The following is a 25,898-nucleotide window of genomic DNA, read 5'->3' as shown; positions in this document are numbered from 1 at the left end:
CAGGACTTACCGACATGACCGACAGTGAAGCCAAAACCTATCCGCCCAGCCCGGACTTCGCCAAGAAGGCGCATGTGGACGCCGAGACCTACGAGACGATGTACAGGGCCTCGGTCGAGGATCCCGACGGGTTCTGGGGCGAGCAGGCGAAGGCACGGCTGGACTGGATCAAGCCCTTCACCACGGTGAAGAACGTCTCCTACGCCTACCCCGACGTGTCCATCAAGTGGTTCGAGGACGGCACGCTGAACGTGGCCGCGAACTGCATCGACCGCCATCTCGAGACGCGCGGCGACCAGACCGCCATCATCTGGGAACCCGACGAGCCGACCGACGAAGCCCTGCACATCACCTATCGTGAGCTGCACGGCCATGTCTGCCGCATGGCGAACGTGTTGAAGGAGCTGGGCGTCCAGAAGGGCGACCGTGTCGTCATCTACCTGCCGATGATCCCCGAAGCCGCCTACGCGATGCTGGCCTGCGCGCGGATCGGCGCGGTCCACTCGGTCGTGTTCGCGGGCTTCAGCCCCGACGCGCTCGGCAACCGGGTCAACGATTGCGACGCCAAGCTGGTCATCACCGCCGACGAGGCCCCGCGCGGCGGGCGCAAGACGCCGCTCAAGTCGAACACCGACGCGGCGCTGCTGCATGCCACCCATGATCCGAAGATGCTGGTCGTCAAGCGCACCGGCGGCCAGACCACCTGGGTCGAGGGGCGCGACTTCGACTATCACGAGATGGCCAAGACCGTCTCCGACGAGTGCCCGGCCGAAGAGGTCGGCGCCGAGGACCCGCTCTTCATCCTCTACACCTCCGGCTCCACCGGCAAGCCCAAGGGCGTGGTGCACAGCTCGGGCGGTTACCTGCTCTATACCGCGATCACCACGCAGCTGACCTTCGACTACCACGAGGGCGACATCTTCTGGTGCACGGCGGATGTGGGCTGGGTCACGGGCCACAGCTACATCGTCTACGGCCCGCTCGCCATCGGCGCGACCACGCTGATGTTCGAGGGCGTGCCGACCTACCCCGACGCCAGCCGCTTCTGGCAGGTCTGCGAGAAGCACAAGGTCAACCAGTTCTACACCGCGCCCACCGCGATCCGCGCGCTGATGGGCCAGGGCGACGAGTTCGTCACCCGCTGCGACCTCTCCAGCCTCAAGATCCTCGGCACGGTGGGCGAGCCCATCAACCCCGAGGCCTGGAACTGGTACAACGACGTCGTCGGCAAGGGGCAATGCCCGATCGTGGACACCTGGTGGCAGACCGAGACCGGCGGCCACCTGATCACCCCCCTGCCCGGCGCCACGCCCACCAAGCCCGGCTCGGCCACCCGGCCCTTCTTCGGGGTGCAGCCGGTGGTGCTGGAACCCGAATCCGGCAAGGAGATCGAGACCACCGCGGCCGAGGGCGTGCTCTGCCTCAAGGACAGCTGGCCGGGGCAGATGCGCACCGTCTACGGCGATCACGCGCGCTTCGTCTCGACCTATTTCGAGCATTACAAGGGCTACTACTTCTCCGGTGACGGCTGCCGGCGCGACGCCGACGGCTATTACTGGATCACCGGCCGCGTGGACGACGTGATCAACGTCTCGGGCCACCGCATGGGCACCGCCGAGGTCGAGAGCGCGCTGGTCGCCCATGCCAAGGTGGCCGAGGCCGCCGTGGTGGGCTACCCGCACGAGATCAAGGGCCAGGGCATCTATGCCTATGTCACGCTGATGCATGGCGAGGCCCCCAGCGACGAGCTGCGCAAGGAGCTGGAGAAATGGGTCCGCACCGAGATCGGCCCGATCGCCAAGCCCGACCTGATCCAGTGGGCGCCCGGTCTGCCCAAGACCCGGTCCGGCAAGATCATGCGCCGCATCCTGCGCAAGATCGCCGAGAACGACCACGGATCGCTGGGCGACACCTCGACGCTGGCCGACCCGTCGGTGGTCGACGACCTGATCGAGAACCGGATGAACAAGTGATCCCCCGGCCCGGCCGGGCACCCTGCCCGGCCGGCGGCCCTGCAACCGGCGCCTCGGCGCCGGTTTTTTTATGGGGGGCGTGCGCGGCGGGCCACGGGTGGCGGTGGAGGGACGGCCACCGGGGCGCGGTCTGACCCATCACCCTATCCGGGGAAAAGGGCCGGAGCGCGAACGGCCCAAAGGAGACATCCAGTGCCGGATCGCGATGCTGCGGTCGCAGCCCGCTAACCGGACGTTCGCCGAATATGAAATGTCAAGCTTGCGGGCCTAAAGTGGAAGGTCCCGAAGATCGACCGCGCCAATGGTTTGTTTGTGGCGAACGTCGACGGGCAGCCCTAGGCAGCAGACAGCAATGGCTGAGTGATCAGCAGGATCGACCATGGGACCTCCCGACAAGCCAATAGTTGCGGGATGCTGAAGAAGGTAACCGCGCTTCTGGTCAATAAAAACATCAGCGGATCGGCATTCGATTTTTTTTCGAACCGCGGAGGTTGGTGCGAATGGGAGAAGAGAACGCTCAAGAGCGAGGTCCTTAACTACAATTCGCTTATCGCTTACTACGCAAGCAAACGGGGCAGTGCTAGCCTCATAACCTAAACACAAACCTTCGGTAACGTCTTCGTGGGCCTTCGTAGACACGGTTAGCCTGGCAGTTGGTGCGCGGCAGTCAATTCGGGCTATGTCGAAGCCTTCAAAGTGTTCGTAGCAGCCGTTTCGGATCAACTCGTGTGATCCGTCAGCGTGCCCGATCCACACGTCAAAGTCGTCGAAGCCATTATGTGGCTTCCATAGCTCGTCGAGATGATGCGACGCTGTCAAAACTATGCCAGTCGAAAGCGTGAATGCGGTCCCGCAAATCCCCCCGATTGCGTTGTTTTTCCCCTCCGCAGGAAGGCCTCGGAAGTTAGTTTTCCACGAAACTTTGATTAGGGCGGAAGGCGCTGCATACATACGAACCTCTACGCGAACATCAATGTTTGAACCGTGTCCACAACGCGGTCTTGACGTCAATAGGTCAAGTCAAGACGCAGCAGAAGCAGCCCACGTCGTAACGGGTTGGGTCTTGCGTGAAAACAACCCTACGAGCGCCCGCTTTCTTCACCTTGTCCATGCCACTTCGTGGCTGCAGCGAATGACCGCTCCCCACTCTTCCATTCGCAGCGTCACGACCGGCCCACCCCCCCAACATGCGCTCCGCACGCATCGCGCCGCGCCCCGCGTCACCCCCCGCCCGGCGGGTCGTCCGGGCGGGGGTCGGTCAGCCCCTCAGCACTGGCCGGAGGGCACCGCCCTGTCGATCTGGCCCAGATCCTTCACGCCGGGCTCGCATGCCTCCGGCGCGGGCGTGCAGGCGGCGAGCGCGGCGGCGGAGACGAGCGCGAGGGCAAGCGCGGCGATGCGGGTCTTCGGTCTGGTCATGGGTAGGCTCCTTTCCCTGTCACTCTCTGCCGGGCGGACCCGGGACGGGCCGAGCCTGCCCCGGCCGGCGCCGCCCCGCCTTGATGGAAATCAACGCCGACGCGGCGTCACTGCGCCGTCCAGCCGCCATCCACCGGGATCGCCGTGCCGGTCACGTTATGGGCCACCGGCGACGCGAGCCAGAGCGCCAGAGCGCCGATCTCCGACGGGTCCGACAGCCGCCGCGAGGGCTGCTTTTCCGACAAGAGGTCCGCCACCCCCTTGTCACGGTCGCCGCCGAAGGCCTTGGCGCGGGCCGCGATCTGGGGCTCGATCAGCACCGTCTCGGTCCAGCCGGGGCAGATGCAGTTGACGGTCACGCCGCCCTTGGCCGCCTCGCCCGCGGCGGCGTATTCCAGCGCCGCCACCTTGGACAGGCCCACCAGCCCGTGCTTGGCCGCGACATAGGGGGCCTTGTTCACCGATCCGACCAGCCCGTGCACGCTGGCGATGTTGACCACCCGGCCATAACCGCGCCGGGCCATCTCGGGCAGCGCGGCCTGCATGGTGTGGAAACAGGCATGCAGGTTGACGGCCATGATCTGCTCGAAGGTCTCGGCGGGCATCTCGCCCAGGGGGGCCGTGTGCTGGATGCCGGCATTGTTCACCAGGATATCCGTCCCGCCCCAGGCATGGACGGCGGCCATCATCTCGCGGATCAGGGTCGGGTTGCGCAGGTCGCCGGGGAAGAATTCCGCCGCGGGCGCGCCGGCCTTCTCCATCGTCTCGCAGGCCTCGCGGGCCTGTTCGTCGCCGGCGAGCCCATGCACCGCGATCCGCGCCCCCGCCCCCGCCAGCGCGCGGGCGATCTCCATCCCGATGCCCTGCACGGACCCGGTCACCAGCGCGGTCTTGCCGCTCAGATCGGTCATTGGCCGTCCTCCTCCAGTCGTTTGCGCAGTTCGGTCTTCAGCACCTTGCCGTAATTGTTCTTCGGCAGCTCGGGCAGCGCGCGGTAGGCCTTGGGCCGCTTGAAGCGTGCGATCTCCGCCAGGCAATGGGCGTCCAGCGCCGCCGGGTCGAGCCCGGCGCCCGGCGCCGGCACCACGAAGGCCACCACCGTCTCGCCCCATTCGGCGTCGGGGCGGCCGACCACCGCGACCTCGTGGACGTCGGGATGGGTCAGCAGCACCTCCTCCACCTCGCGGGGGTAGATGTTCGTCCCGCCGGAGATGATCACGTCCTTGGACCGGTCCTGCAGCGTCAGGTAGCCATCCTCGTCCATCCAACCCACGTCGCCGGTCATCAGCCAGCCGTCGCGGAGCGTCTTCGCGGTCGCCTCGGGGTTCTGCCAGTAGCCCGGCATCACCGGGTCGCCGCGCACCATGATCTCGCCGATCTCGCCCGGCGGCAGCGGGCGGCCCTCGGCATCGCCGATCCGCAGCGCCACCGGCGCCTGCGCCCGCCCGACCGAGCCGAGCCGCGCGCGCCAGCGGGGATGCGCGCGGTCGGCCACCTCGGCGCGCGAGAGCGCGGTGATGCACATCGGGCATTCTCCCTGCCCGTAGATCTGCACGAATTTCGACCCGAACCAGTCGACCGCCTGCTCGATATCGGCGCGGTACATCGGCCCGCCCCCGTAGACCACGGTCATCAGCCCCTCGGCCCGGTCCCCGGCCGCCCGCGCCGTGTCCAGGAGGCGGCGCACCATCGTCGGCGCCATGAACATCGACACCCGCCCGTGCCGGGCGGCAAGCTCCAGAACCTCGCCGGCGTCGAACCCGCCCGAGGCCGGGCAGACATGGCGCGCGCCCTTCAGGACATGGATCATGTTGTAGATGCCCGCCCCGTGGCTCATCGGCGCAGCATAGAGCACCGCGTCCTCCGCCGAGACCGGATCGACATGGGCGAGGTAGGCGAGGCTCATCGTCGCCAGCATCCGGTGGGTCATGCAGACGCCCTTGGGCCGCCCCGTCGTGCCCGAGGTGTAGAAGAGCCAGGCGAGATCCCCCGGGTCGCGCGGCGCGGGCGCGGCGACGGGCGCGCAGCCGGCCAGCGCCTCGAAATCGGCGTCACCGGCGACCAGCACCGGCGTCTCCGGCGCCGCGGCGGCAAGCTCCGCCGCCAGCTCGGGCGTGGCGACGGCCAGCCGCGCGCCCGCGTCGCCCAGGATCCACGCGGCCTCCCGGGCGTGCAGCTTGGCGTTGATCGGCACCACGGCCGCGCCCGCGTACCAGGCGGCGTAGAAAGCCACGAGATAGTCGGGGCCGTTCTTCATGAAGAGCGCGACGCGGTCGCCGGGCGCGACGCCGAAGCGATCCGCCAGGCCGCGCGCCAGCCCCGCGGCCCGGCCCCGGAAGCCGGCGTAATCCGCCATCACCTCGGTCCCGAGATGCAACGCCGGGCTTGCGCCGGCGGTCACCGCGGTCCGGTCGAGCCAGTTCGCCAGGTTCATCTCGCGCCATCCTCCCCGGGACAAGATCAGCAGCAAAACCGGCAGGGTGCAATGCGGCTTTTCGGGATGCCGGCCCGCGCGGCGGGAAATTGGCGGTTTCAATCGGGCCATACATGCTGTTTGCTCGGAGACCGGACCACACGGGAGACGCACCGCCCCATGCCGGGAGAGATCGCCCGCCGCAGCGCGCCCAAGGCGCCGGACGGCAAGACCACCGCCCCGCGACCACGCATGGAGATCGGCTGGCGCGAGGATATCGGCCTGCCGGATCTCGGCATCGGCCGTCTGAAGGCCAAGATCGACACCGGCGCGCGCACCTCGGCCATCCATGCCGAGGACCAGGTGACCTTCGACCGCGAAGGGCAGCGCTGGGTCGCCTTCACCGTGCCCCACGCCGTGCCGTCGCGGGTCGAGGCGCCGATCCTCGACGAACGCGAGATCAAGAACACCAGCGGCCGGCCCGAGCGGCGGATCGTGATCCGCACGACCCTTGTGCTCGGCACGCGTCGCTGGCACATCGACCTGTCCCTGGCGGACCGCGCCGAGATGACCTTCGACATCATCCTCGGGCGGACCGCCATCCGCAAACGCCGCATCCTCGTGAACCCGGGCCGCTCCTTTTTGGCCGGCCCGCCGGGGAAATCCGCCGCCGAGACAAGGAGCTCCGCATGAAGATCGCGATGCTGTCGCGCAGCCCGAACCTCTATTCGCACAAGCGCATCAAGGAAGCCGCCGAGGATCGCGGCCACGAACTCGACATCGTCAACACGACGCGGTGCTACATCAACATGGCGGCGCGCCGGCCCTCGGTCTATTACAACGGCGAGAAGCTGCTGGGCTACGACGCGGTGATCCCGCGGATCGGCGCCTCGGTCACCTTCTACGGGCTGGCGGTGCTGCGCCAGTTCGAGATGATGGGCGTCTACCCGGTCAACGAATCCGTGGCGATCGAACGCTCGCGCGACAAGCTGCGTTCCATGCAGCTGCTGGCGCGCGACGGCATCGGGCTGCCGGTCACCACCTTCGCCCACGACCCGAAGCAGACCGACGAGGTGCTGCGCCTCGCCGGCGGCGCGCCGCTGGTGATCAAGCTGCTCGAGGGCACCCAGGGCATTGGCGTGGTGCTGGCCGACACCGACCGGTCGGCCAAGTCGGTGATCGAGGCCTTCCGCGGCACCGGCGTCTACGTGCTGGTGCAGGAGTTCATCAAGGAAGCCGGCGGCGCCGATATCCGCGCCTTCGTCATCGGCGGGCGGGTGGTGGCGGCGATGCAGCGCCAGGGCGCCGAGGGCGATTTCCGGTCCAACCTGCACCGGGGCGGCTCGGCCAAGGCGATCCGCATCTCGCCCGAGGAACGCTCCACGGCGGTGCGCGCGGCCAAGACCATGGGGCTCAATATCTGCGGGGTGGACATGCTGCGCTCCAACCACGGCGCGGTGGTGATGGAGGTCAACTCCTCACCCGGGCTCGAGGGGGTCGAGAAAGCGACCGGCAAGGACATCGCCGGCATGATGATCGACTACATCGCCAAGAACGCCAAGCCCTGGAAGACCAAGACCAAGGGGCGCGGCTGATGGCGCCACGCGCCGGGTTCGAGATCAACGGCACCACCGTCGCGCCCGGCACGCGGCGCACGGTGGACCTGCCGGTCAGCGTCATGTCCGACCACACGCCGGTGACGATGTCGGTCCACGTGGTCCACGGCAAGCGCCCGGGACCGACGCTCTTCGTCAGCGCCGCGATCCACGGCGACGAGGTGATCGGGGTCGAGATCGTGCGCCGGCTGCTGCGCTCCAAAACGCTGGCAGGGCTGCGCGGCACGCTGCTGGCGGTGCCGATCGTCAACACGCTCGGCTTCATTCACCAGTCGCGCTACCTGCCCGACCGGCGCGACCTCAACCGCTCCTTCCCGGGCACGGTGCGGGGATCGCTCGCGGCGCGGCTGGCCGATCTCTTCGTCACCCAGGTCGTGGCGCGCTCCGATGTGGGGATCGACCTGCACTCGGCCGCGATCCACCGCACCAACCTGCCACAGATCCGGGTGTCGCCGGGCCGCCCCCGCGCACTGGCGCTGGCCGAGGCCTTCGGCGCGCCGGTGATCCTGACCTCCAGCCTGCGCGAGGGATCGCTCCGGGCCGTGGCGGCCGAGCATGACGTGGAAATGCTGCTCTTCGAGGCGGGCGAGGCGCTGCGTTTCGACGAGTACGCCGCGCGCGCCGGCGCGGCCGGCATCCAGCGCGTGATGCGCGAGCTGGGCATGCTGCCGGCCAAGGGCATCGCCCGGGCCCGGGCCCAGCCGCTGCATTCCGTCAGCTCCTACTGGGTGCGCTCGCCGGCCGGCGGGCTGTTCCGGCCCTTCCGGTCGATCGGCGAGGAGGTCGACCATGGCGGGCTGCTGGGCGCGGTCTCGGGACCCTTCGGAGAGGTCGAGGAAGAGATCCGCGCCGACACCGCCGGGCTGATCGTGGGCCGCGCCAACCTGCCCGTGGTCAACGAGGGCGACGCGCTCTTCCACGTCGCCCAGATCAAGGAACACCCCGACCCCGAGGCGACGGTCGACCGGCTCTCCACCCAGCTCGAGGGCGACCCGCTCTTCGACGAGGACGAGATCATCTGACGGGCGTTGCCCTGCCCGCCCCAAGCCGCTAGAGCCGCCCGCAACGGTCCAGAGAAGGAGACGAAGATGCAACTCGACGGTGTGGCGGCGATCGTGACGGGCGGCGGCTCGGGGCTTGGCGCGGCGACGGCGCGGGCGCTGGCGGCGGCGGGCGCGCGGGTGGGCGTGCTCGACCTGCGCGCGGACGCCGCATCCGGCGTCGCCAACGAGATCGGCGGCCTCGCGCTGGGGGCGGACGTGGCCGACGCGGCCGATGCGGAGGCCGCCATCGCCAGGGCCGAGGCGGCGCACGGAACCGCGCGGGTGCTGGTGAACTGCGCCGGCATCGCGGATGCGGGCAAGATCGTCGGCCGCGAGGGGCCGCTGGCGCTCGAGGCCTTCGAGACGGTCCTGCGCGTCAACCTGGTCGGCTCCTTCAACATGCTGCGCCTTGCCGCCGCGCGGATGGCCGCGGCCGCTCCCCTGACGGAGGGCGATCGCGGCGTGATCGTCAACACCGCCTCCATCGCCGCCTTCGAGGGCCAGATCGGCCAGGCCGCCTATGCCGCGTCTAAGGGGGGCATCGCCGCGCTCGGCCTGCCCGCGGCGCGCGAACTCGCCCGCCACGGCATCCGGGTGAACACCATCGCGCCGGGCATCTTCCGCACGCCGATGGTCGCGGCCATGCCCGAGGAGCTCCAGGAAGCGCTCGCCGCCGGCATCCCCTACCCCTCGCGGCTGGGCGACCCGGCGGAGTTCGCCCGCACCGTGCGCTGGATCGTCGAGACGCAATACCTGAACGGCGAGACGATCCGGCTCGACGGGGCGGTGCGGCTGCAGCCGAAGTAAAGCCGCTTCGCGGCGATACGGGCCTCCGGCGGGGATATTTCCGCCACTTGGACGGAGGGGGCGTGTCGCCTGCCCCTCCAAGTGGTCCAAATATCCTCGCGCGCAGCGCGAAACGCGGCCCGGAGGGCCGCTCAGGCCCGCAGCCGCGCGCCCGCGGGATCGAAGGGCGCGGCCTCCAGAAGGCGAGCGCGGTGGGGCCGGCCCAGCACGGCGACGTCGAATTCCGTGCCGGCCGCGGCATGCGCCGCCGCGACATAGGCCAGCGCCAGCGATTTCTCCACGTGGTAGCCATAGCCCCCCGAGGAGACATGCCCGACCGGGGTGCCGTCGGGCAGGAACACCGGTTCGGCGCCGGTAGCGTCGGCCTCATCGGCGTCGATCTCCAGCATGACCAGGCGCTCGCGAGCGGGCCGCGCCAGCGTCTCCGCGACCGCGGCGCGGTTCAGGAAATCGCCCTTGTCGAGCTTCACCAGCCGCTCCAGCCCGGATTCCTGCGGCCAGTATTCGGGCGAGTATTCCCGGCCCCAGCTGCCATAGCCCTTCTCGAGCCGGAGCGACATCAGCGCCCGCGCGCCGACCGGCCCGGCGCCAAAGGGCGCGGCGGCCTCCAGCAGCGCGGCGTAGAGCGCGGCCTGGTCCGCGGTCGCGCAGTGCAGCTCCCAGCCCAGGTCGCCGGTGAAGGAGACGCGGAGCGCGAGGCAGTCGATCCCGGCCACCGCGATCCGGCGCGAGCGCATGAAGGGGAACGCCGCCGTCGAGAGATCGGCGTCGGTCAGCCCGGCGAGGATTTCGCGCGCCCTGGGACCCGCGACGTTGAAGCCGCAGAGCGCCCCGGTCCGGCTTTCCCAGCGGGTGTCCGCGGGCAGCGGCACCGCGTCGAAGAAGCGGCGGTGAAAGCGCTCGGCCATGCCGGAGCCCACCATCATGAATTCCGCGTCGCCCAGCCGCGTCACGGTGAAGTCCCCGGCGATCCCGCCGCGCTTGCCGATCAGCGGCGCGAGGCAGGAGCGGCCTGTCTCGCGCGGCATCCGGTTGGCCAGGAGCGCATTCAGCCAGGCCTCGGCGCCCGGCCCGGCGACGCGGTACCTGGCGAAATTGGAGATGTCGATGATCCCGGCGGCGTCGCGCAGCATCCGCGCCTCGCGCCCGACCGGCGCCCACCAGTCCTGCCGGGTGAAGCCGTAGCTTTCGCGCGCGGCCGCGGGCGTGCCGGCGAACCATTGCGGATGTTCCCAGCCGTAATTGAGCCCGAAGACCGCGCCCATCGCCTTCTGCGTCTCGTAGACCGGGCGGGTGCGCAGGGGGCGGCCGGCGTCGCGTTCCTCGTTCGGGAAGTGGATCTTGAAGCGGTGCGCGTACTGGTCGGCCACCCGCGCGCGGGTGAAGGACCGGTCGGCCCAGTCGCCGAAGCGCGCGAGATCCCAGGCGAAGAGGTCGCGCTCGGGTTCGCCCTCGATCATCCACTGCGCCGACATCAGCCCCAGCCCGCCCGATTGCGAGAAGCCGGGAATGATGCCCGTGCAGCAGAAATAGTTGGACAGTTCCGGCACCGGGCCGAAGAGCGCGGCCGAATCCGGCGACCAGATCATCGGCCCGTTGATCACCCGCTTGATGCCCGCCGCGGCCACCGCCGGCACCCGGTCGATGGCGCGCATCATGTTTTCCTCGATGCGGTCCAGGTCGTCGGGAAAAAGCTCATGCCCGAAGCCCTGCGGCGTGCCGTCCTCGGCCCAGAAGCGCATGTCGCGCTCATAGGCGCCCACCAGCAGCCCGTTGCCTTCCTGGCGCAGGTAATACTCGCCGTCGCGGTCCGCGACCGAGGGCAGCCGCCGGTCGAGCGCGGCGATCTCGGCCATGGTCTCGGTGACGAAATACTGGTGCTCGGTCGGCACGAGCGGCAGGGTGATCCCGGCCAGCGCCGCCACCTCGCGCGCCCAGAGCCCGGCGGCGTTCACCACCCAGCCGGTGTGGATGTCGCCCCTGGGCGTGCGCACGATCCAGCTGCCGTCGGGCTGCTGTTCGGTCGCGGTAACGGGGGTGAAACGGTGGATTTCCGCCCCCCGTGCCCGGGCGCCGGCGGCATAGGCGGCGGTGACGCCCGAAGGATCGACATTGCCGCCCTCGGGTTCGAACATGATGCAGCGCACGCCGTCGAAATCGACCAGCGGGTGCAGGCGTTCGGCCTCGGCGCGGGTGACCTCGTGAAAGTCGATGCCGTAAAGGCGCGCCTTGGCTTCCTGCAGGCGAAGCTGGTGTTCGCGCGCCTCGGTCTGGGCGAGGTAGAGCGAGCCCGGCTGGAACACCCCGCAGCCCTGGCCCGTCTCGGCCTCGAGCGCCTTGTAGAGATGCATCGTGTAGAACTGCATCCGCGAGATGTTGGTGTTGTCGTGCAGCCCGTGGATATTGGCCGCGGCATGCCAGGTGGAGCCGCTGGTCAGCTCGTCGCGTTCCAGCAGCACGACGTCCTGCCACCCGAGCTTCGCGAGGTGGTAAAGGATCGAGCAGCCGACGACCCCGCCGCCGATCACCACTGCCTGTGCGTGGGTTTTCATCGTTGCCCCGTTGCCTCTGTCACGGGGTCCAGCATCGCAGCCCGGCCCCGTCGAAACCGCCAGATCGCGACAAATGGCCGGGGGCTGCTGACGGTTTCTGACCGGCCCTCAGCCGGCCTGTGCGGCGACGATCATGATCTCGACCCTGAGCTCGTCGGTGGCGAGCCGCGACTCTCCGCAGGCGCGGGCGGGCGGGTTTCCGGGGTCGACCCAGGCATCCCAGACGGCGTTCATCTCGGCGAAGTCCTCCATCGAGGCGAGCCAGATCGTGGCCGAGAGGATGCGCGACTTGTCCGAGCCGCAGCGCGCGAGCAGCGCCTCGATCTTCTCGAGGATGGCGGTGGTCTGGGCGGTGACGCTGCCCCCCGGCGCGCCGACCTGCCCGGCGAGATGGACGGTGCCGTTGTGAATGACGGCCTGGCTCATGCGCGGGCCGGGGTCGAGGCGGGTGATGTCGGTCATGTCAAATCCTTGCTTTTTCAGGTGAAATCAGCCGGTCCGGCGCCAGCGCCGCGACCACCTCGGGGGCCAGAACCGGCGCGTGGCCCTGCACCAGATCGGCCGCCAGGCGCGAGAGCGCGGGCGCGGTCTGGATGCCGTAGCCGCCCTGCCCCGCCAGCCAGAAGAACCCCTCGGCGTCGGGGGCGAAACCGGCCACGGGCGTGCGGTCGGGGACGAAGCTGCGCAGACCGGCCCAGCTGCGTTCGACCCGCGTCACCTCGATGGTCACGGCCTGTTCGAAGCGCCAAAGCCCCTCGGCCAGCACCATGTCCTCGGGCCAGGCGTCATGCGGGTCGACCGGGTCTTCGTCGGCCGGCGAGACCATCAGCTTGCCGGCCTCGGGCTTGGCGTACCAGGCATCCGTCACGCTGGCGAAGAGCGGCCATCGGTCGATGCCATGGCCCTCGGGCGCGGGCAGGATCGCCGCCGAGCGCCGGCAGGGCCGGAGCCCGGCCGGCCGCACACCGGCCAGGCGCGCGACATCGTCTGCCCAGGCCCCGGCGGCGTTGACGAGCACCGGCGCCGCGAAGGCGCCGGCCGGCGTCTCGACCCGCCAGGTACTGCCCACCCGCGCGATGGCGGTGACGCCCGCACCGGTCGCGATCCGGCCGCCGCGGCGTTTCAGCAGCCGCGCATATCCTTGCAGGAAGCGGTCCACGTCGATGTCCTGCGCGTCGGGCTCGATGGCGGCGGCGGCGATGGCGCCCGGCCTCAGGATCGGCACGATGGCCGCGGCCTCTTCCGGGGTCAGCCGCTCCATTCCCTCGGCGCCCTCGAGGTAGTCGTCGAGCGCGGCGAGTTCGTCCTCGGCCGCGAGCAACATCTCGCCGCGGGGGCTGAGCAGGCTCTCCTCCGCGATCTCGCCCGGCGAGTCGAAGACCGGGGCCGCGGCCGCGTTGAGCGCGCGCAGCGTGGCGTTACCGTAGTTGCGGATGAAGATCGCCGCCGAGCGCCCGGTGGAATGGCGGCCGATGGCGTGCTCGGCCTCGAGCACGGTGACGCGCGCGGCCCCGGCCATCTCGGCCGCCGCGCCGATGCCGGCAATACCGCCGCCGATCACCAGGATGTCCGCCGTTTCGGTCATGCGCCCTCGTAGCCGGTCAGGAAATGCGTGAGATTGTGCCCGAGTTCCTCGGACAGGTATCCGCCCTCCTGCACCATCAGCGCCGGGAGTCCAAGCCCCGCGATGGCCGCGCCGATCCGGGCAAAGCCCGGCGTCGTGATCGCCAGCCCCTTGAGCGGGTCGTTTTCATAGGCGTCGAGCCCGAGCGCCACCACCAGGACGTCCGCGCCGAAGGCCCGGATGCGGTCCAGCGCGCGATCGAGCGTCTCGAGATAGGCATCGTCGCCGGTGCCCCGCGCGAGCGGCAGGTTCAGGTTCGCGCCGCGCCCCGCACCCGTGCCGCGTTCCTGCGCGTAGCCCCAGAAGAACGGATAGAACCGCTCGGGATCGGCGTGGATCGAGACGGTCAGCACGTCGCCCCGCGACTCGAAGATCCCCTGGGTGCCGTTGCCGTGATGCACGTCCACGTCGAGGATCGCGGGGCGTCGGCCGGCGGCGGCCAGCCGTTCGGCCGCGATGGCCGAATTGTTGAGGAAACAGAATCCCCCGGCGAGATCGGCATAGGCGTGGTGCCCCGGCGGACGCGACAGCGCGTAGATCGCCCGTTCCCCGGCCACCAGGCGGTCGGCCCCGGCGATGGCCGTCTGCGCCGACCAGTAGGCGGCCTCCCAGGTCCCCGACGAGATCGGGCAGGCCGTGTCGGCCTGGTGCCAGCCCGCCTGCCCCACGGCCGATTTCGGGTAGCCGCAGGATCGGCTGTCGGGATGGATGTTCGGGATCACCTCGTCGCCCGCGCCCTCGATCCGGCGCCAGCGGGTATAGATGTTCTGCAGGAACACCAGGTATTCGGGGGTGTGCACCGCCGCGATCGGCGCGATCCCGGCATCCTCCGGCGTCTCGAAGCTGCAGCCGGCGGCCGCGGCCCCGGCCTTCAGCACCTCGATCCGGCGAGGCTGTTCGGGGCTCGGCAGCACGGTGCCGTTGGCCATGAAATGCTTGGGGTCGTGGACCCACTGGCGGTCGTCGAACAGGGCTTTCATGGGTCTCCTTTCAGGGCCTCGAACGCGGCTCCTTGCATGCTCATGTATTGCTCGCGGGCCGCCGGGGTAAAGCCGAGCCGGTCGTAGAAGGCCCGCGCGCGGGGATTGTCCTCGTAGACGGCGAGCTTGATGAAGCCCGCGCGCCAGCGCCGGGCCGCGTCGCGCGCCACCGCCGCCAGCAGCCGCCGGCCAAGCCCCTGCCCCCGCGCGGCGTCGGCGATCCAGAGGTCAGAGACATAGACCCCGGCCTGCCCCCGGGCCGTCGAGACCAGCGGCGAGTAAAGCGCCGCGCCGAGCAGGCCCGTCGTCCCCTCGGCCAGCAGGGCGTGGGCGGCCGGCGCCGCCCCGGATATCGCCCGCGCCAGAAGGTCCGCATCGGCGGCGTGCGGATCGTCGAGATCCGCCGAAAGCGCCGCCAGCGCCGCGTTCAGCCGCCCCGCATCCGCGGGTGTCGCTTGCCGGATCGCGATCCCGTCCATGGCTCAGAACGCGGTCCCGTCGCGGCCCTTGAGCCCCAGCATCGCGCGGGCCTCGTCGGGGGTGGCCACCGTGCGCCCGAGGCCTTCGACGATGCCGCGCACCTTCTCGACCTGCTGGGCATTGGACGTCGCAAGCGCGCCGCGGGCGATCATCAGGCTGTCCTCCAGCCCGACGCGCACATGCCCGCCCATTCCCGCGGACATGGCGGCGAAGGGCATCTGCTGCCGCCCCGCGGCCAGCACCGAGAACTCGTAGCCGTCGCCGAACAGCTTGTCGGCCAGCCGTTTCATGTGCGTCAGGCTTTCGGGATCCGGCGCCATGCCGCCCAGCACGCCGAAAACGAACTGGATGAAGAAGGGCGGCTCCACCAGCCCGCGATCGGCGAAGTGGGCCAGCATGGTCAGGTGCCCCATGTCGTAGCATTCGAACTCGAAGCGCGCGCCGCGCTTCTGCCCCATCTCGGTCAGCACATGCGCGATGTCGCGGGGCGTGTTCTTGAAGATCAGGTCGTCGGAATCGTCCAGGAACGGCTTTTCCCAGTCGTGTATCCAGTCCGTGATCTTCGCCGCCATCGGGTAGAGCGCGAAATTCATCGTCCCCATGTTGAGCGAGCACATCTCGGGCGCGGCCTGTTTCGGCGCGGCGAGACGATCCTCGAGGCTCATCACCGCGCTGCCCCCGGTCGAGATGTTCACGACCGCGTCGGTCTCGCGCGCGATCCGCGGCAGGAAGCCCATGAAATGCGCGGGGTCGGCCGAGGGACGCCCGGTCTCGGGGTCGCGCGCGTGCAGGTGCAGGATCGACGCCCCCGCCCGCGCCGCGTCGATCGCCTGGCCGGCGATCTCCTCGCCCGTGACCGGCAGGTAGGGCGACATGGAAGGCGTGTGAATGGAGCCCGTGACCGCACAGGTGATCATGATCTTCGACATGGGCCTCTCCTCAGCCGGTCGCGGCGGCGACCGGCGTGATCTCGGCGGCGAAGGCATCGAGCGCCGCGGTCAGCCCTTCCATGATCTCGTCGACGTGGGTCTCGGTCGCGATCATCGGCGGGCAGACCAGGAAATGGTCGCCCTCGTAGCCGCCGCGGGTCCGCCGCGAATAGATGATGAGCCCGTTGGCATAGGCCAGTTCCACCACCCGGTCGAAGGCGGCGTAGCCGCGCGGCAGCGGGCGCATGCTGGTGCGGTCCGCGACCAGCTCGAACGCCAGCAGCAGGCCCTTGCCGCGCACGTCGCCCACGAAGTCGTAGCGATCCATCAGCCCGGTCATCCGGGTCTTCAGCATCGCGCCGATCCGGGCCGCGTTCGCCATCATGCCCTGGGTCTCGATCTGCTCCAGCACGGCGAGTCCGGCCGCGCAGGCCAGCGGGTTGCCGGCATAGGTGAAGCCATGGATGAAGCCGCCCGCGTCCAGCACCGGCTCGACGATGCGCTCATGCGCGACCATCGCGCCGAGCGGCGCGTAACCAGCGGCGAAGCCCTTGGAGACGACGAGGATATCGGGCGCGACTCCCCAGTGTTGGGCCGCGAAGAAGGCCCCGGTGCGCCCGCCCCCGGACATCACCTCGTCATGGATCAGCAGCACGCCGTAGCGGTCGCAGATCTCGCGGATGCGCTGCATGTAGCCCGCCGGCGGCACCAGCGCCCCGGTCGAGGCGCCGCCGACCGGCTCCACCATGAAGGCGAGCACGGTCTCGGGGCCTTCCTCCTGGATGCGGGCCTCGAGCATGTCGGCGTAGTAATGGCCGGTCGCCGGATCGTCGGGGTCCCGCCCGTCGAGATAGGCGCGCGGCGCGGGGATCTTGGGCATCGAGCGCATCATCGGGTCGAAGGGCGCGGTCATCGGCGCGTAGCCGGTCAGCGCCAGCGCGCCCAGCGTGCAGCCGTGATAGGACGGGAAGCGCGAGATCACCTTCCAGCGCTGGCTTTCGCCGATGGCGAGCGCGTATTGCCGGGCCAGCTTGATCGCGCTCTCGACGGCCTCGGAGCCGCCCGAGACGAAAAACACCTTCTCCAGCCCTTCCGGCGCCAGCGCGGCGGTCCGGGCGGCCAGTTTCTCGGCCGGTTCGGTTTCGAAGTGCAGCCGGTAGCCGAACGTCGATTTATCCATCTGCCGGCGCATGGCTTCCAGCACGGCGGGGTCGGAATGGCCGATATTGCAGACCATCGCCCCCGAGGAGCCGTCGAGGTAGCGCCGGCCCTCGACATCCCACATGTAGACGCCCCGCGCCTGGTCGAGCATCGGGCGCCGCCGGCGGGACTGGTAGAAGAGATGGCTTTTCGGCGCCTGCGTCATGCCGTGCCTCCCGGAAGCGCGGAACAATCGCGGGGACGCAGGATCACCGACACCGCGTCGCCCTCGTGGAAGGGGTGTCCGTCGATCATGTTGATGGCCTGGAACTGCGCGTCGCCGATACGCAGGAAATAGCGCACCGCCTGGCCCTGGTAGTCCACCGTCTCGACGGTGCCGTCGACCGTGACGGCGTCTTCGGGCGCGGTGCCCGGCTTGGCCAGCGTCAGTTTCTCGGCGCGCAGCACCAGCTTGGCCGGGCCCGCCCCGGCGATCTGCGGCGCGCGCTCGGCGGGCACGCCGATCCGTCCGAAATGCGGCACGTCCAGCGTGACGGTGCCGTTCGCGCGGCCCTCGGCGCTGGCCTCCAGGATGTTGGAGGCACCGAGGAAACGCGCCACGAATTCGCTGGAGGGGGTGTTGTAGACCTCCTCCGGGGGGCCGACCTGTTCGACCCGGCCGTTCGACATCACGACGATCTCGTCGGACATGGCCAGAGCCTCCGACTGGTCGTGGGTGACGAAGATGGTGGTCACGCCGATCCGGTCCTGGATGCGCTTCAGCTCGACCCGCATGTCCTCGCGCAGGTTGGCGTCCAGCGCCGAGAGCGGTTCGTCAAGCAGCAGCACGTCGGGCTCGATCACCACCGCGCGGGCCAGGGCGATCCGCTGCTGCTGGCCGCCGGACAGCGCCTTGGGATAGCGCTCGCCCACGTCGGGCAGCTGCACCAGTTCCAGCGCGTCCTGCACGCGGCGGGCGATGTCGCTCTTCGGCACGTCGCGATACTTGAGTCCGAAGGCCACGTTCTCGGCCACGGTCTTGTGCGGGAACAGCGCGTAGTTCTGGAACACGATGCCAAGGTTGCGCTTGTGGATCGGCACCTCGTTGACGCGCTTGCCCTTGATGGCGATCTCGCCCTCCGACGGGTCGAGAAGACCGGCCACCATGCGCAGCGTCGTCGTCTTGCCGCAGCCGGAGGGGCCGAGCAGCGTGACGAAACCGCCCTCGGGAATTTCCAGCGACATGCGGTGGACGGCGGTGAAATCGCCGAAGCGCTTGACGATGTCGGTGAGCGTGACGGCGCTCATGGCCGGACTCCTCTCGTTGTCTTGGCGCGGCGCCCTTCCGGGGGCGGTCGCGGGCGGCCGCGCGACGGCCGCCCCGGGTGTCGTGGATCGCGCCGTTCCTCCCCCGGGCGGGGGAGGTCGGGACGCGCGCGGGGCTCAGTAGCCCTTCTGGACGCGGCCGAAGGTCTTGGACCACTCGGCCTCGTTGCCGTTCCAGTACTGCGGATCGGCGAAGGTGAGGCCCGACAGCGTGCCGGTCGGGTCGTAGGCCGGCAGGGTCGGGATCTTGTCGCCCAGGTCGACCTTCGTGCCGTCCAGCGCCGGCGGGTAGTTCTGACCCTCGGCCACCGCGATCGAGGTCTCGGGCGCCAGCATGAAGTTGAGCAGCTCCTCGCAGGCCTCCACAGGCGAGCCCTTGATGACGAAGAGGCATTCCTGCCAGCCGAACCCGTTCGGCGGGTCGTAGTAGCCGATGTCGTGGCCCTGCTCCTGCAGGGCGGCGATCCGGCCCGACCAGCCCTCGGTGACGTAGATCTCCTCCTCGGCCAGCAGGCTCATCAGCTCCGCGCCCGAGCCCCAGTATTTCAGCGCCAGGTCGCGGTGCTGGCGGATGGCGTCCCAGACGGCGTCCATGTCCTCGATGTTGTTGGGATCCTGCCCGGTCTGGAGCGCGCCGTACCACACCCGGGTGCGCCAGTCGGACCAGCCGCCGATCTTGCCCTTGTAGGCCTCGTCGATCAGGATCGACGCGCCCTTCTCGCGCATCTCCTCGTCCGAGATGTACTTGCGGTTATAGGCGAGGCCCGTGGTCCCGTAGTCGTAGGGCACGGCCGAGAGCGCGTCCGGCGTGACGGCCCGGTAGGGCTCGATCAGCCGGGTCATCACCAGCTCCATGTTGGGGATGTTGTCGAGATTGAGCGCGGTGGTCAGCTCGAAGTTGTGATACCGCGCGTAGTCGAACACGCCGGACAGATGGGCGATGTTGTACTCGCCGGGCTGGCTGGCGCGGACCTGCGCCAGGTACTCGTCGCCCCCCGAGAAGGTGCCGTCCACCACCTCGATCCCGGTCTCGGCGGTGTAGGGATCGAAGGCGTGCTCGCGGAACGCCTCGGAGACGACACCGCCCCAGCCGTCGAAGCGCACCTGGCTGACCGACTGCGCGTTGGCATATTTGGCGAACGGCGTCTGAACGCCGTAGGCCAGGCCGGCCGCGCCGATCAGGCCGAGGAAAGAGCGCCGGTCGAGATCGCCGTTCTGGTAGCGCTCGCGCAACCGCTCGTAGCGGGTGGTATTGTCCATTTTCTTCATCTTACTCTCCTTGTCGGTGCTGTCTCGTTATGGGTGGGGCGCGGTTCTATCCGCCGCGCTTGGTCGACATGCGTCGGGCGATCGCCAGCCCCAGCAGGGGGAGCCCGACGGTCAGCAGGATCATCACTGTCCCGAGCGCGTTGATCTCCGGGCTGATCGAGTTCCGGAGCATGGCGAAGATCTGGGTCGGAACCGTCTCCACCCCGCCCGGCTTCCAGAACAGCGTCCCGGTGATGTCGTCGAAGCTGATCGTGAAGGCAAAGAGCGCCCCCGCCGCCACCGCCGGCATCATCAGCGGCAGCGTGATCTGGAAGAAGGTCTGGCGCGGGCTGGCGCCAAGGCTCATCGCGGCCTCCTCCACGTCCCGCTTGATGCCCACCAGCCGGGCCTGGACCACGAGGATCACGAACGGCAGCGTGAAGATCACATGCCCCGCCAGCAGCAGGGTGAAGCTCTTGTTCACGTTGAGGAAATTCAGAAACAGCAGCAGCGCGACGGCCAGCACCACCTCGGGCACCAGGATCGGCGCGATCAGGAGCGTCGAGATCATGTTGGCGCCGGGCACCCGGTAGCGCACCAGCGCCAGGCTCGCCAGGACGCCCAGCGTCGTCGAGATCACCGCCGTCATCAGCCCCAGCACGATCGAGGTGCGGAAGGCGCGCAGGATCGCCTCGTTCTGGGCCAGCTCGATGAACCAGCGGAAGGAGAAACCCGTCATCGGGAAGCTGCCGAACTGGCTGGCGTTGAAGCTGAGCAGCACCACCACCGCCACCGGCAGGAACATGAAGGTATAGACCAGGAGGGTCCAGAAACGCACCAGCTGCCAGCCCATCAGCCCAGCCCCTTCATCAGCTGCGCCATCCCGAGATAGCGGTTGTAGATCAGCACCAGCGCCCCCAGCACCGCCAGCAGCATCAGGCTGAGCGCCGAGCCGAGCGGCCAGTTCAGCTGGGTGATGATCGCCTCGTAGACGAGATTGGCGAACATCGCGTCGGTGGGTCCGCCCAGGACCAGCGGCGTGATGTAGGTTCCGGCCCCGAGCACGAAGCAGAGCAGCCCGCCCGCCGCCAGCCCCGGCAGCGACAGCGGCAGCGTGACCTGCGTGAAGGCCTGCCATTTCGTCGCCCCGAGCGAGTTCGCCGCGTCCTCGAGGTTGCGGTCGATCCCGTCGAGGCTGACGAAGACGTTGAGCACCATGAAGGGCAGCAGGAAATGCACGAGCCCGAGGATCACGGTGGTCTCGTTGTAGAGCATCTGCACCGGCTCATCGAGGATGCCGACCGCCATCAGCGCCGAGTTGAACGCCCCCGACACGCCGAGGATGTTGATCCAGCTCATCGTGCGGATGATGTAGCTGATCCAGAACGGCAGCATCAGCAACAGCAGCAGCACCGCCTTGTTGCCGCTCGAGCGGGCGATGAAATAGGCCGCCGGGTAGCCCATCAGCGCGCAGACCAGCGTGGTGATCGCCGCGATCTTCAGCGTGTTGAGCAGGATGTCGCGGTAGAACGGATCGCTGAGTGCTTCCTGCCAGTTGTCGAGGTAGAACCCGACCTGGTCAGCGCCGGCGGCGCTGCGCAGCCAGAAACTGTAGACGACGATGAAGATCAGCGGCACGAACAGCAGCAGCGCCACCGCCGACAAGGCCGGGGAGAGCAGGATCCAGGGCTGCCGCGCCTCGCGCGCTTCGACCGTCATGACCGTCCCTTTGCACTTCTTGCTTGATCGGAGCGTGGCAAAGCCGCACACATTGATCAAATAGATATTCGGAATTGTAGCTATAGGCTGTATCTATGGTCGACGTTCCCCGCACCGAGCTGAACGAACGCCTCGCCCGCGATCTGGACTGGAACCTGCTGCGCACCTTCGTGGTGCTGGCCGAGGCCGAGTCCGTCACCGCCGCGGCCGAGCGGCTGGGACTGACCCAGCCCACCCTCTCGGCCGCGCTGAAGCGGCTGGAGGACCGGCTCGGCAAACGCCTGATCGAGCGCAAGCCGGGCCATTTCGCGCTGACCGAGGCCGGCAAGCTGCTCTACCGCGAGGCGGTGGAGATCCACGGCGCGATCCTGCGCCTCGGCACGCTGGTGCGCGACGTCTCCGACGAGGTGCGCGGCCATGTCCGCATCGCCATGGCCAGCCATGTCGTCTGCCCGGTCTTCGACGCGGCCCTCACGGCCTTTCACCGCCGCCACCCGGCCGCGACGATCTCCATCGACGTCTCCGCCAGCCGCGAGGCGGTGGGCGCCGTCACCGCCCGGCGCGCCTCGCTCGCGGTCTGCCTGGTGCATGACCGCAGCCCCAAGCTCGAATACCGGCGGCTCTACCGCGAGTATTTCGGCCTGTTCTGCGGCCCGCCGCACCCGCTCTTCGGCCGGCGCGGGCTGGCCATGGCCGATCTCGCCGGCCATTCCTCGGTCAGTTTCGTCACGGACCGCATGTCCGACGCGCTGCGCCCGGTGGCCATGATGCGCGCCGAGGCCGAACTCGAGGAGCGGATCGTCGGCACCTCGGCCCATCTCGAGGAGGTGCGCCGGATGATCGTGGCCGGGCTCGGCGTGGGGCCCCTGCCCATGCATGTGGTGCGCCGCGACATCGAGGACGGGCTGCTCTGGCAACTGCCGCCCTACGAGCGGATGCCGGCCATCGACGTGCATATCATCTGGAACCCACGCGCCCGGATGAACCGGGCCGAGGAAGCGCTGCTGGCCGACCTGCAGGCCCGGATCGAGGCCACGCCGATCGAGGCCCGCACCTACAGCTGAGCCCAAAGCCGCGCCACGTCCAGCATCCGGTTCGAGAAGCCCCATTCGTTGTCGTACCAGCCATAGACCCGCAGCATGCCGCCCGCCGTCACCCGCGTCTCGGGTCCGGCCATGATCACCGATTGCGGCAGCTGGCGCAGGTCCGACGAGACCAGCGGCTTGCCGGTGTAGCCGAAGACATGGGCCTCGGGGCCGCCCGCCGCGGCCTGCAGCACGGCGTTGACCGCCTCGGCGGTGACCGGGCGCCGGGGCATCACCGTCAGATCCACCGCCGAGACGCTCGCCGTCGGCACCCGCACCGCCGCGCCCTCCAGCCGGCCGGCGAGTTGCGGCAGGACGAGATCGGTCAGCTTCTCGGCGCTGGTGGTCGTGGGTACCATCGACAGCGCCGCCGCCCGGCTCCGCGCCAGGTCGCCGCGGGGGCCGTCCACCGTCGGCTGGCTGCCGGTGTAGCAGTGGATCGTGGTCATGAAACCGGTCTGGATCCCGAAGGCGTCGTCGAGCAGCCGCGCCAGCGGCGCCAGCGCGTTGGTGGTGCAGGAGGCGTTCGAGACCACGCGCTGATCGCCGCTGAGCCCCGCCGCGTTGGCGCCCAGCACGACGGTATAGTCGGCGTCCGGGCACGGCCCCGAGACCAGGACCCGGCCCGCGCCCACGTCCAACGCGCGGGCCGCGACGGACCGGCTCTTGGCGCGGCCGGTGCAGTCGAACAGCATGTCGACGCCCCCAAGCTCCAGCGCGGTCACGTCGCCCGCCTGGGTAAAGGGGATCGCGCGGCCGTCCACGACCAGGTGGCCCGGCGCCTCTTCCACCGTGCCCGGGTAGCGCCCGAAGACGCTGTCATAGGCAAAGAGATAGGCGCAGGTCTCGAGCCCCGCGATATCGTTGATCGCGACGATCTCGAGCCCCGGCCAGGCCTCCGGCGCCTGCAGCCAGGCGCGCAGGACCGACCGGCCGATACGTCCGAACCCGTTGATGGCGATGCGTGTCGTCATGCCCTGCCCCGCGGCCCTGCGGCGGGGCGGATGGCGCCCCGGCCGCGATTCCTCTGTCGCGCGCAAGATCGACCGACTGCGCCGCGACCGCAAGGTCCCGCGGACCGCGCCCGGTCAGAGCGCCAGCCGCGGGTGCCGGTTCACGTCCTTGTAGAGCAGGTAGCGGAATCGCCCAGGACCGCCGGCATAGCAGGCCTGCGGGCAGAAGGCGCGCAGCCACATGAAGTCGCCGGCCTCGACCTCGACCCAGTCGCGGTTCAGCCGGTAGACCGCCTTGCCCTCGAGCACGTAGAGCCCGTGCTCCATCACGTGGGTCTCGGCGAAAGGGATCACCGCGCCGGGCGCGAAGGTGACGATGTTGACATGCATGTCATGGCCCATGTCGTCTGGATCCACGAAACGGGTCGTGGCCCAGCGCCCCTCGGTTCCCGGCATCGGCACCGGCGCGATGTCGCGCTCGTTCACGACGAATCCGGCGGGGCGGTCGATGCCCGCCACCGGCTCGTAGCGCTTGCGCACCCAGTGAAACCGCGCCGCGGCCGCGCCCGCGTTGCGCACCGCCCAGCGCGCGCCCGGCGGGATGTAGGCATATCCGCCCGGCCCCATCTCGTGGCCCGCGCCGTCCAGGGTCAGCGTCACCGCGCCCTCCATCACGAAGAGCACCGCCTGCGCCTCGGGGTCCGGCTCGGGCCGGTCGGACCCGCCGCCCGGCGCCAGCTCGACCACGTATTGCGCGAAGGTCTCCGCGAAGCCCGAGAGCGGCCGCGCCAGGATCCAGGCCCGCGCGCCGGTCCAGTGCGGCAGGTTCGAGGTCACGATATCGCGCATCGTGCCCCGCGGGATCACGGCATAGGCCTCGGTGAAGACGGCGCGGCCGGTCAGCAGTTCGTGCTGGCCGGGATGGCCGCCCGGCGGCGCGGCGTATCTGGGCTCGTTCATGGTCTCGCCTGTGCTGCGCCGGCCCCGCCCGGCCCGGTCGAAGGGGTGCGGCCCATTATCCAGCTTCGCCCGGCCAAACCAATGCCCGGCGCGCGCCGGGCGTCCGAAAGGGCCTTCTGGCAAAACTTGATAATGCGGCGATCGCGCGAAATCCGATTGAACCCGCCGCTGCCCCCCGTATCATCGCGCGCGAACCCGACACGTCCAATCCGAGAGGCCGCATGAACACGCCCCGCAGCAATTTCCCGCCCACCGCGGAGATGCAGGCGACCGACGCCGCGCACCACCTGCACCCCTTCACCCATGGCGACGCGCTGAATGCCAAGGGGGCGCGGATCATCACGCGGGCCGAGGGCGCCTTCCTGACCGACAGCGACGGCAACGAGATCCTCGACGGCATGGCCGGGCTCTGGTGCGTGAATATCGGCTATGGCCGCGACGAACTGGCCGAGGCCGCCGCGCGCCAGATGCGCGAGCTGCCCTATTACAACACCTTCTTCCAGACCTCGCACCCGCCGGTGATCGCGCTGGCCAAGCGGCTGGCCGATCTCGCGCCCGGCGACCTGGATCACGTCTTCTTCGCCGGGTCCGGGTCGGAGGCGAACGACACCAATATCCGGCTCGCCCGCACCTACTGGGCGGCGCGCGGCAAGCCCGAGAAGCGCGTGATCATCAGCCGCAAGAACGCCTATCACGGCTCGTCGGTGGGCGCGGCCAGCCTTGGCGGAATGCAGGCGATGCACGGGCAAGGCGGGCTGCCGATTCCGGACATCACCCATATCGACCAGCCCTACTGGTACGGCGAGGGCGGCGACATGGACCCCGAGGCGTTCGGCCGCGAACGCGCGCGCCAGCTCGAGGCCGAGATCCACCGGCTGGGCGAGCACAACGTCGCGGCCTTCATCGCCGAGCCGATCCAGGGCGCGGGCGGCGTCATCATCCCGCCCGAGAGCTACTGGCCCGAGATCCAGCGGATCTGCGACGCCCATGACATCCTGCTGATCGCCGACGAGGTGATCTGCGGCTTCGGGCGGACCGGTGCCTGGTTCGGCTCGGAAACCTACGCGATCCGGCCCGACATCATGACCATCGCCAAGGGGCTGTCCTCGGGCTACCAGCCGATCGGCGGCTCGATGGTGACCCGCCACGTGGCCGAGGTGCTGAACGCCCATGGCGAGTTCTACCACGGCTACACCTATTCCGGGCACCCGGTCGCCGCGGCGGTGGCGCTGGAAAACCTGCGCATCCTCGAGGAGGACGGCATCGTCGAGCATGTGCGCGACACCGCCGCGCCCTACCTGGCCGAGAAATGGCTGCAGCTGGCCGACCACCCGCTGGTGGGCGAGGCCCGCGTCAAGGGCATGCTGGCCGCGGTGGAACTGACGCCCGACAAGGCCGGCCGCGCGCCCTTCGCCGCGCCGGTGGGCACGGTGGGCCTGCGAACCCGCGACATCTGCTTCCAGACCGGGCTCGTGATGCGCAACGTCCGCGACAGCATGATCGTCTCGCCTCCGCTGATCCTGGACAAGCCAGAGATCGACCTGCTGATCGAGCGGGCCGTGCAGGCGCTCGACACCGCGAAGAAGGGGCTCGAGGCGGACGGGTTGATGACCGCCGGCTGAGGGCGGCGC

The 25,898-nt window shown here is 69.5% G+C and carries 23 protein-coding genes; 7 read left to right on the top strand and 16 right to left on the bottom strand.

The genetic code is table 11. From position 1 onward, the window contains the following. The first annotated feature begins 14 nt into the window (after nucleotides 1-14). Nucleotides 15-1,973, top strand: a complete 1,959-nt coding sequence (gene acs, locus ACQ5SP_RS05970; RefSeq protein WP_430937440.1) for an acetate--CoA ligase — start codon at nucleotides 15-17, stop codon at nucleotides 1,971-1,973. Between the two features lie 1,266 nt (nucleotides 1,974-3,239). Here the strand turns inward: acs and ACQ5SP_RS05965 are convergent. From ACQ5SP_RS05965 to ACQ5SP_RS05955, 3 genes are all read right to left on the bottom strand, one after another. Then, on the bottom strand, nucleotides 3,240-3,392 hold the full coding sequence (locus ACQ5SP_RS05965; protein ID WP_430937439.1) for a hypothetical protein: 153 nt from the start codon (nucleotides 3,390-3,392) through the stop codon (nucleotides 3,240-3,242). Nucleotides 3,393-3,499: 107 nt separating this feature from the next. Further along, on the bottom strand, nucleotides 3,500-4,303 hold the full coding sequence (locus ACQ5SP_RS05960) for a 3-hydroxybutyrate dehydrogenase (protein WP_430937438.1): 804 nt from the start codon (nucleotides 4,301-4,303) through the stop codon (nucleotides 3,500-3,502). Continuing rightward, nucleotides 4,300-5,826 (bottom strand): class I adenylate-forming enzyme family protein, encoded by a 1,527-nt coding sequence (locus ACQ5SP_RS05955; RefSeq protein ID WP_430937437.1) that lies wholly within the window; start codon nucleotides 5,824-5,826, stop codon nucleotides 4,300-4,302. The genes ACQ5SP_RS05960 and ACQ5SP_RS05955 overlap by 4 nt, the downstream gene beginning before the upstream one ends. A 159-nt stretch (nucleotides 5,827-5,985) precedes the next feature. On the opposite strand from ACQ5SP_RS05955, the gene ACQ5SP_RS05950 reads away from it, so the two are divergent. From ACQ5SP_RS05950 to ACQ5SP_RS05935, 4 genes are all read left to right on the top strand, one after another. Continuing rightward, nucleotides 5,986-6,498 carry an ATP-dependent zinc protease family protein gene (locus ACQ5SP_RS05950; protein WP_430937436.1) on the top strand — a complete coding sequence of 171 codons (513 nt, stop codon included), beginning with the start codon at nucleotides 5,986-5,988 and terminating at the stop codon, nucleotides 6,496-6,498. After that, nucleotides 6,495-7,400 carry a 30S ribosomal protein S6--L-glutamate ligase gene (gene rimK / locus ACQ5SP_RS05945; protein ID WP_430937435.1) on the top strand — a complete coding sequence of 302 codons (906 nt, stop codon included), beginning with the start codon at nucleotides 6,495-6,497 and terminating at the stop codon, nucleotides 7,398-7,400. Before ACQ5SP_RS05950 ends, rimK begins: the two co-directional genes overlap by 4 nt. After that, nucleotides 7,400-8,443, top strand: coding sequence for a succinylglutamate desuccinylase/aspartoacylase family protein (locus ACQ5SP_RS05940; RefSeq protein ID WP_430937434.1), 1,044 nt, complete (start codon nucleotides 7,400-7,402; stop codon nucleotides 8,441-8,443). Before rimK ends, ACQ5SP_RS05940 begins: the two co-directional genes overlap by 1 nt. Before the next feature lie 66 nt (nucleotides 8,444-8,509). Beyond that, the gene (locus ACQ5SP_RS05935; RefSeq protein WP_430937433.1) at nucleotides 8,510-9,271 is read left to right on the top strand and encodes an SDR family NAD(P)-dependent oxidoreductase; all 762 of its coding nucleotides are present in this window, start codon (nucleotides 8,510-8,512) and stop codon (nucleotides 9,269-9,271) included. A 131-nt stretch (nucleotides 9,272-9,402) separates the two neighbouring features. On the opposite strand, the gene ACQ5SP_RS05930 is transcribed toward ACQ5SP_RS05935, so the two are convergent. The 11 genes from ACQ5SP_RS05930 to ACQ5SP_RS05880 form a co-directional block, all read right to left on the bottom strand. Further along, nucleotides 9,403-11,823 (bottom strand): GcvT family protein, encoded by a 2,421-nt coding sequence (locus tag ACQ5SP_RS05930; RefSeq protein WP_430937431.1) that lies wholly within the window; start codon nucleotides 11,821-11,823, stop codon nucleotides 9,403-9,405. A gap of 108 nt (nucleotides 11,824-11,931) precedes the next feature. Then, nucleotides 11,932-12,285, bottom strand: coding sequence for a RidA family protein (locus ACQ5SP_RS05925; RefSeq protein ID WP_430937429.1), 354 nt, complete (start codon nucleotides 12,283-12,285; stop codon nucleotides 11,932-11,934). Between the two features lies 1 nt (nucleotide 12,286). After that, on the bottom strand, nucleotides 12,287-13,408 hold the full coding sequence (locus tag ACQ5SP_RS05920; protein ID WP_430937427.1) for an NAD(P)/FAD-dependent oxidoreductase: 1,122 nt from the start codon (nucleotides 13,406-13,408) through the stop codon (nucleotides 12,287-12,289). Then, nucleotides 13,405-14,427: a histone deacetylase family protein gene (locus ACQ5SP_RS05915; RefSeq protein WP_430937425.1), complete on the bottom strand. Its 1,023-nt coding sequence runs from the start codon at nucleotides 14,425-14,427 to the stop codon at nucleotides 13,405-13,407. The genes ACQ5SP_RS05920 and ACQ5SP_RS05915 overlap by 4 nt, the downstream gene beginning before the upstream one ends. Continuing rightward, on the bottom strand, nucleotides 14,424-14,906 hold the full coding sequence (locus ACQ5SP_RS05910) for a GNAT family N-acetyltransferase (protein WP_430937423.1): 483 nt from the start codon (nucleotides 14,904-14,906) through the stop codon (nucleotides 14,424-14,426). The genes ACQ5SP_RS05915 and ACQ5SP_RS05910 overlap by 4 nt, the downstream gene beginning before the upstream one ends. 3 nt (nucleotides 14,907-14,909) lie before the next feature. After that, nucleotides 14,910-15,836, bottom strand: a complete 927-nt coding sequence (locus ACQ5SP_RS05905) for a 3-keto-5-aminohexanoate cleavage protein (protein ID WP_430937421.1) — start codon at nucleotides 15,834-15,836, stop codon at nucleotides 14,910-14,912. 10 nt (nucleotides 15,837-15,846) lie between these two features. Next, complete coding sequence (locus ACQ5SP_RS05900; RefSeq protein WP_430937419.1) at nucleotides 15,847-17,202, bottom strand: aspartate aminotransferase family protein; 1,356 nt, start codon at nucleotides 17,200-17,202, stop codon at nucleotides 15,847-15,849. Beyond that, nucleotides 17,199-18,284 (bottom strand): ABC transporter ATP-binding protein, encoded by a 1,086-nt coding sequence (locus ACQ5SP_RS05895; RefSeq protein WP_430937417.1) that lies wholly within the window; start codon nucleotides 18,282-18,284, stop codon nucleotides 17,199-17,201. Before ACQ5SP_RS05895 ends, ACQ5SP_RS05900 begins: the two co-directional genes overlap by 4 nt. 135 nt (nucleotides 18,285-18,419) lie before the next feature. Next, the gene (locus ACQ5SP_RS05890; protein WP_430937766.1) at nucleotides 18,420-19,562 is read right to left on the bottom strand and encodes an ABC transporter substrate-binding protein; all 1,143 of its coding nucleotides are present in this window, start codon (nucleotides 19,560-19,562) and stop codon (nucleotides 18,420-18,422) included. Between the two features lie 55 nt (nucleotides 19,563-19,617). Further along, nucleotides 19,618-20,403, bottom strand: a complete 786-nt coding sequence (locus ACQ5SP_RS05885; protein ID WP_430937415.1) for an ABC transporter permease — start codon at nucleotides 20,401-20,403, stop codon at nucleotides 19,618-19,620. Then, nucleotides 20,403-21,269 (bottom strand): ABC transporter permease, encoded by an 867-nt coding sequence (locus ACQ5SP_RS05880; RefSeq protein WP_430937413.1) that lies wholly within the window; start codon nucleotides 21,267-21,269, stop codon nucleotides 20,403-20,405. The genes ACQ5SP_RS05885 and ACQ5SP_RS05880 overlap by 1 nt, the downstream gene beginning before the upstream one ends. A 95-nt stretch (nucleotides 21,270-21,364) precedes the next feature. On the opposite strand from ACQ5SP_RS05880, the gene ACQ5SP_RS05875 reads away from it, so the two are divergent. Next, a complete protein-coding gene (locus tag ACQ5SP_RS05875) occupies nucleotides 21,365-22,333 on the top strand; it encodes a LysR family transcriptional regulator (RefSeq protein ID WP_430937411.1) in 969 nt (322 codons plus the stop codon). Here ACQ5SP_RS05875 and ACQ5SP_RS05870 read toward each other — a convergent pair. Then, entirely contained in the window at nucleotides 22,324-23,328 is a 1,005-nt protein-coding gene (locus ACQ5SP_RS05870) for a type I glyceraldehyde-3-phosphate dehydrogenase (protein WP_430937409.1), read from the bottom strand. The two genes, ACQ5SP_RS05875 and ACQ5SP_RS05870, sit on opposite strands and share 10 nt — an antisense overlap. 114 nt (nucleotides 23,329-23,442) lie before the next feature. After that, complete coding sequence (locus ACQ5SP_RS05865; protein ID WP_430937407.1) at nucleotides 23,443-24,267, bottom strand: bifunctional allantoicase/(S)-ureidoglycine aminohydrolase; 825 nt, start codon at nucleotides 24,265-24,267, stop codon at nucleotides 23,443-23,445. A 221-nt stretch (nucleotides 24,268-24,488) separates the two neighbouring features. On the opposite strand from ACQ5SP_RS05865, the gene ACQ5SP_RS05860 reads away from it, so the two are divergent. Further along, nucleotides 24,489-25,889: an aspartate aminotransferase family protein gene (locus ACQ5SP_RS05860; protein WP_430937405.1), complete on the top strand. Its 1,401-nt coding sequence runs from the start codon at nucleotides 24,489-24,491 to the stop codon at nucleotides 25,887-25,889. Nucleotides 25,890-25,898: the final 9 nt, after the last annotated feature.

This window comes from Rhodovulum sp. YNF3179 (assembly GCF_050586465.1).
GTDB lineage: Bacteria > Pseudomonadota > Alphaproteobacteria > Rhodobacterales > Rhodobacteraceae > CAJXYS01.
This window is presented reverse-complemented; position numbering and strand designations above follow the sequence as displayed.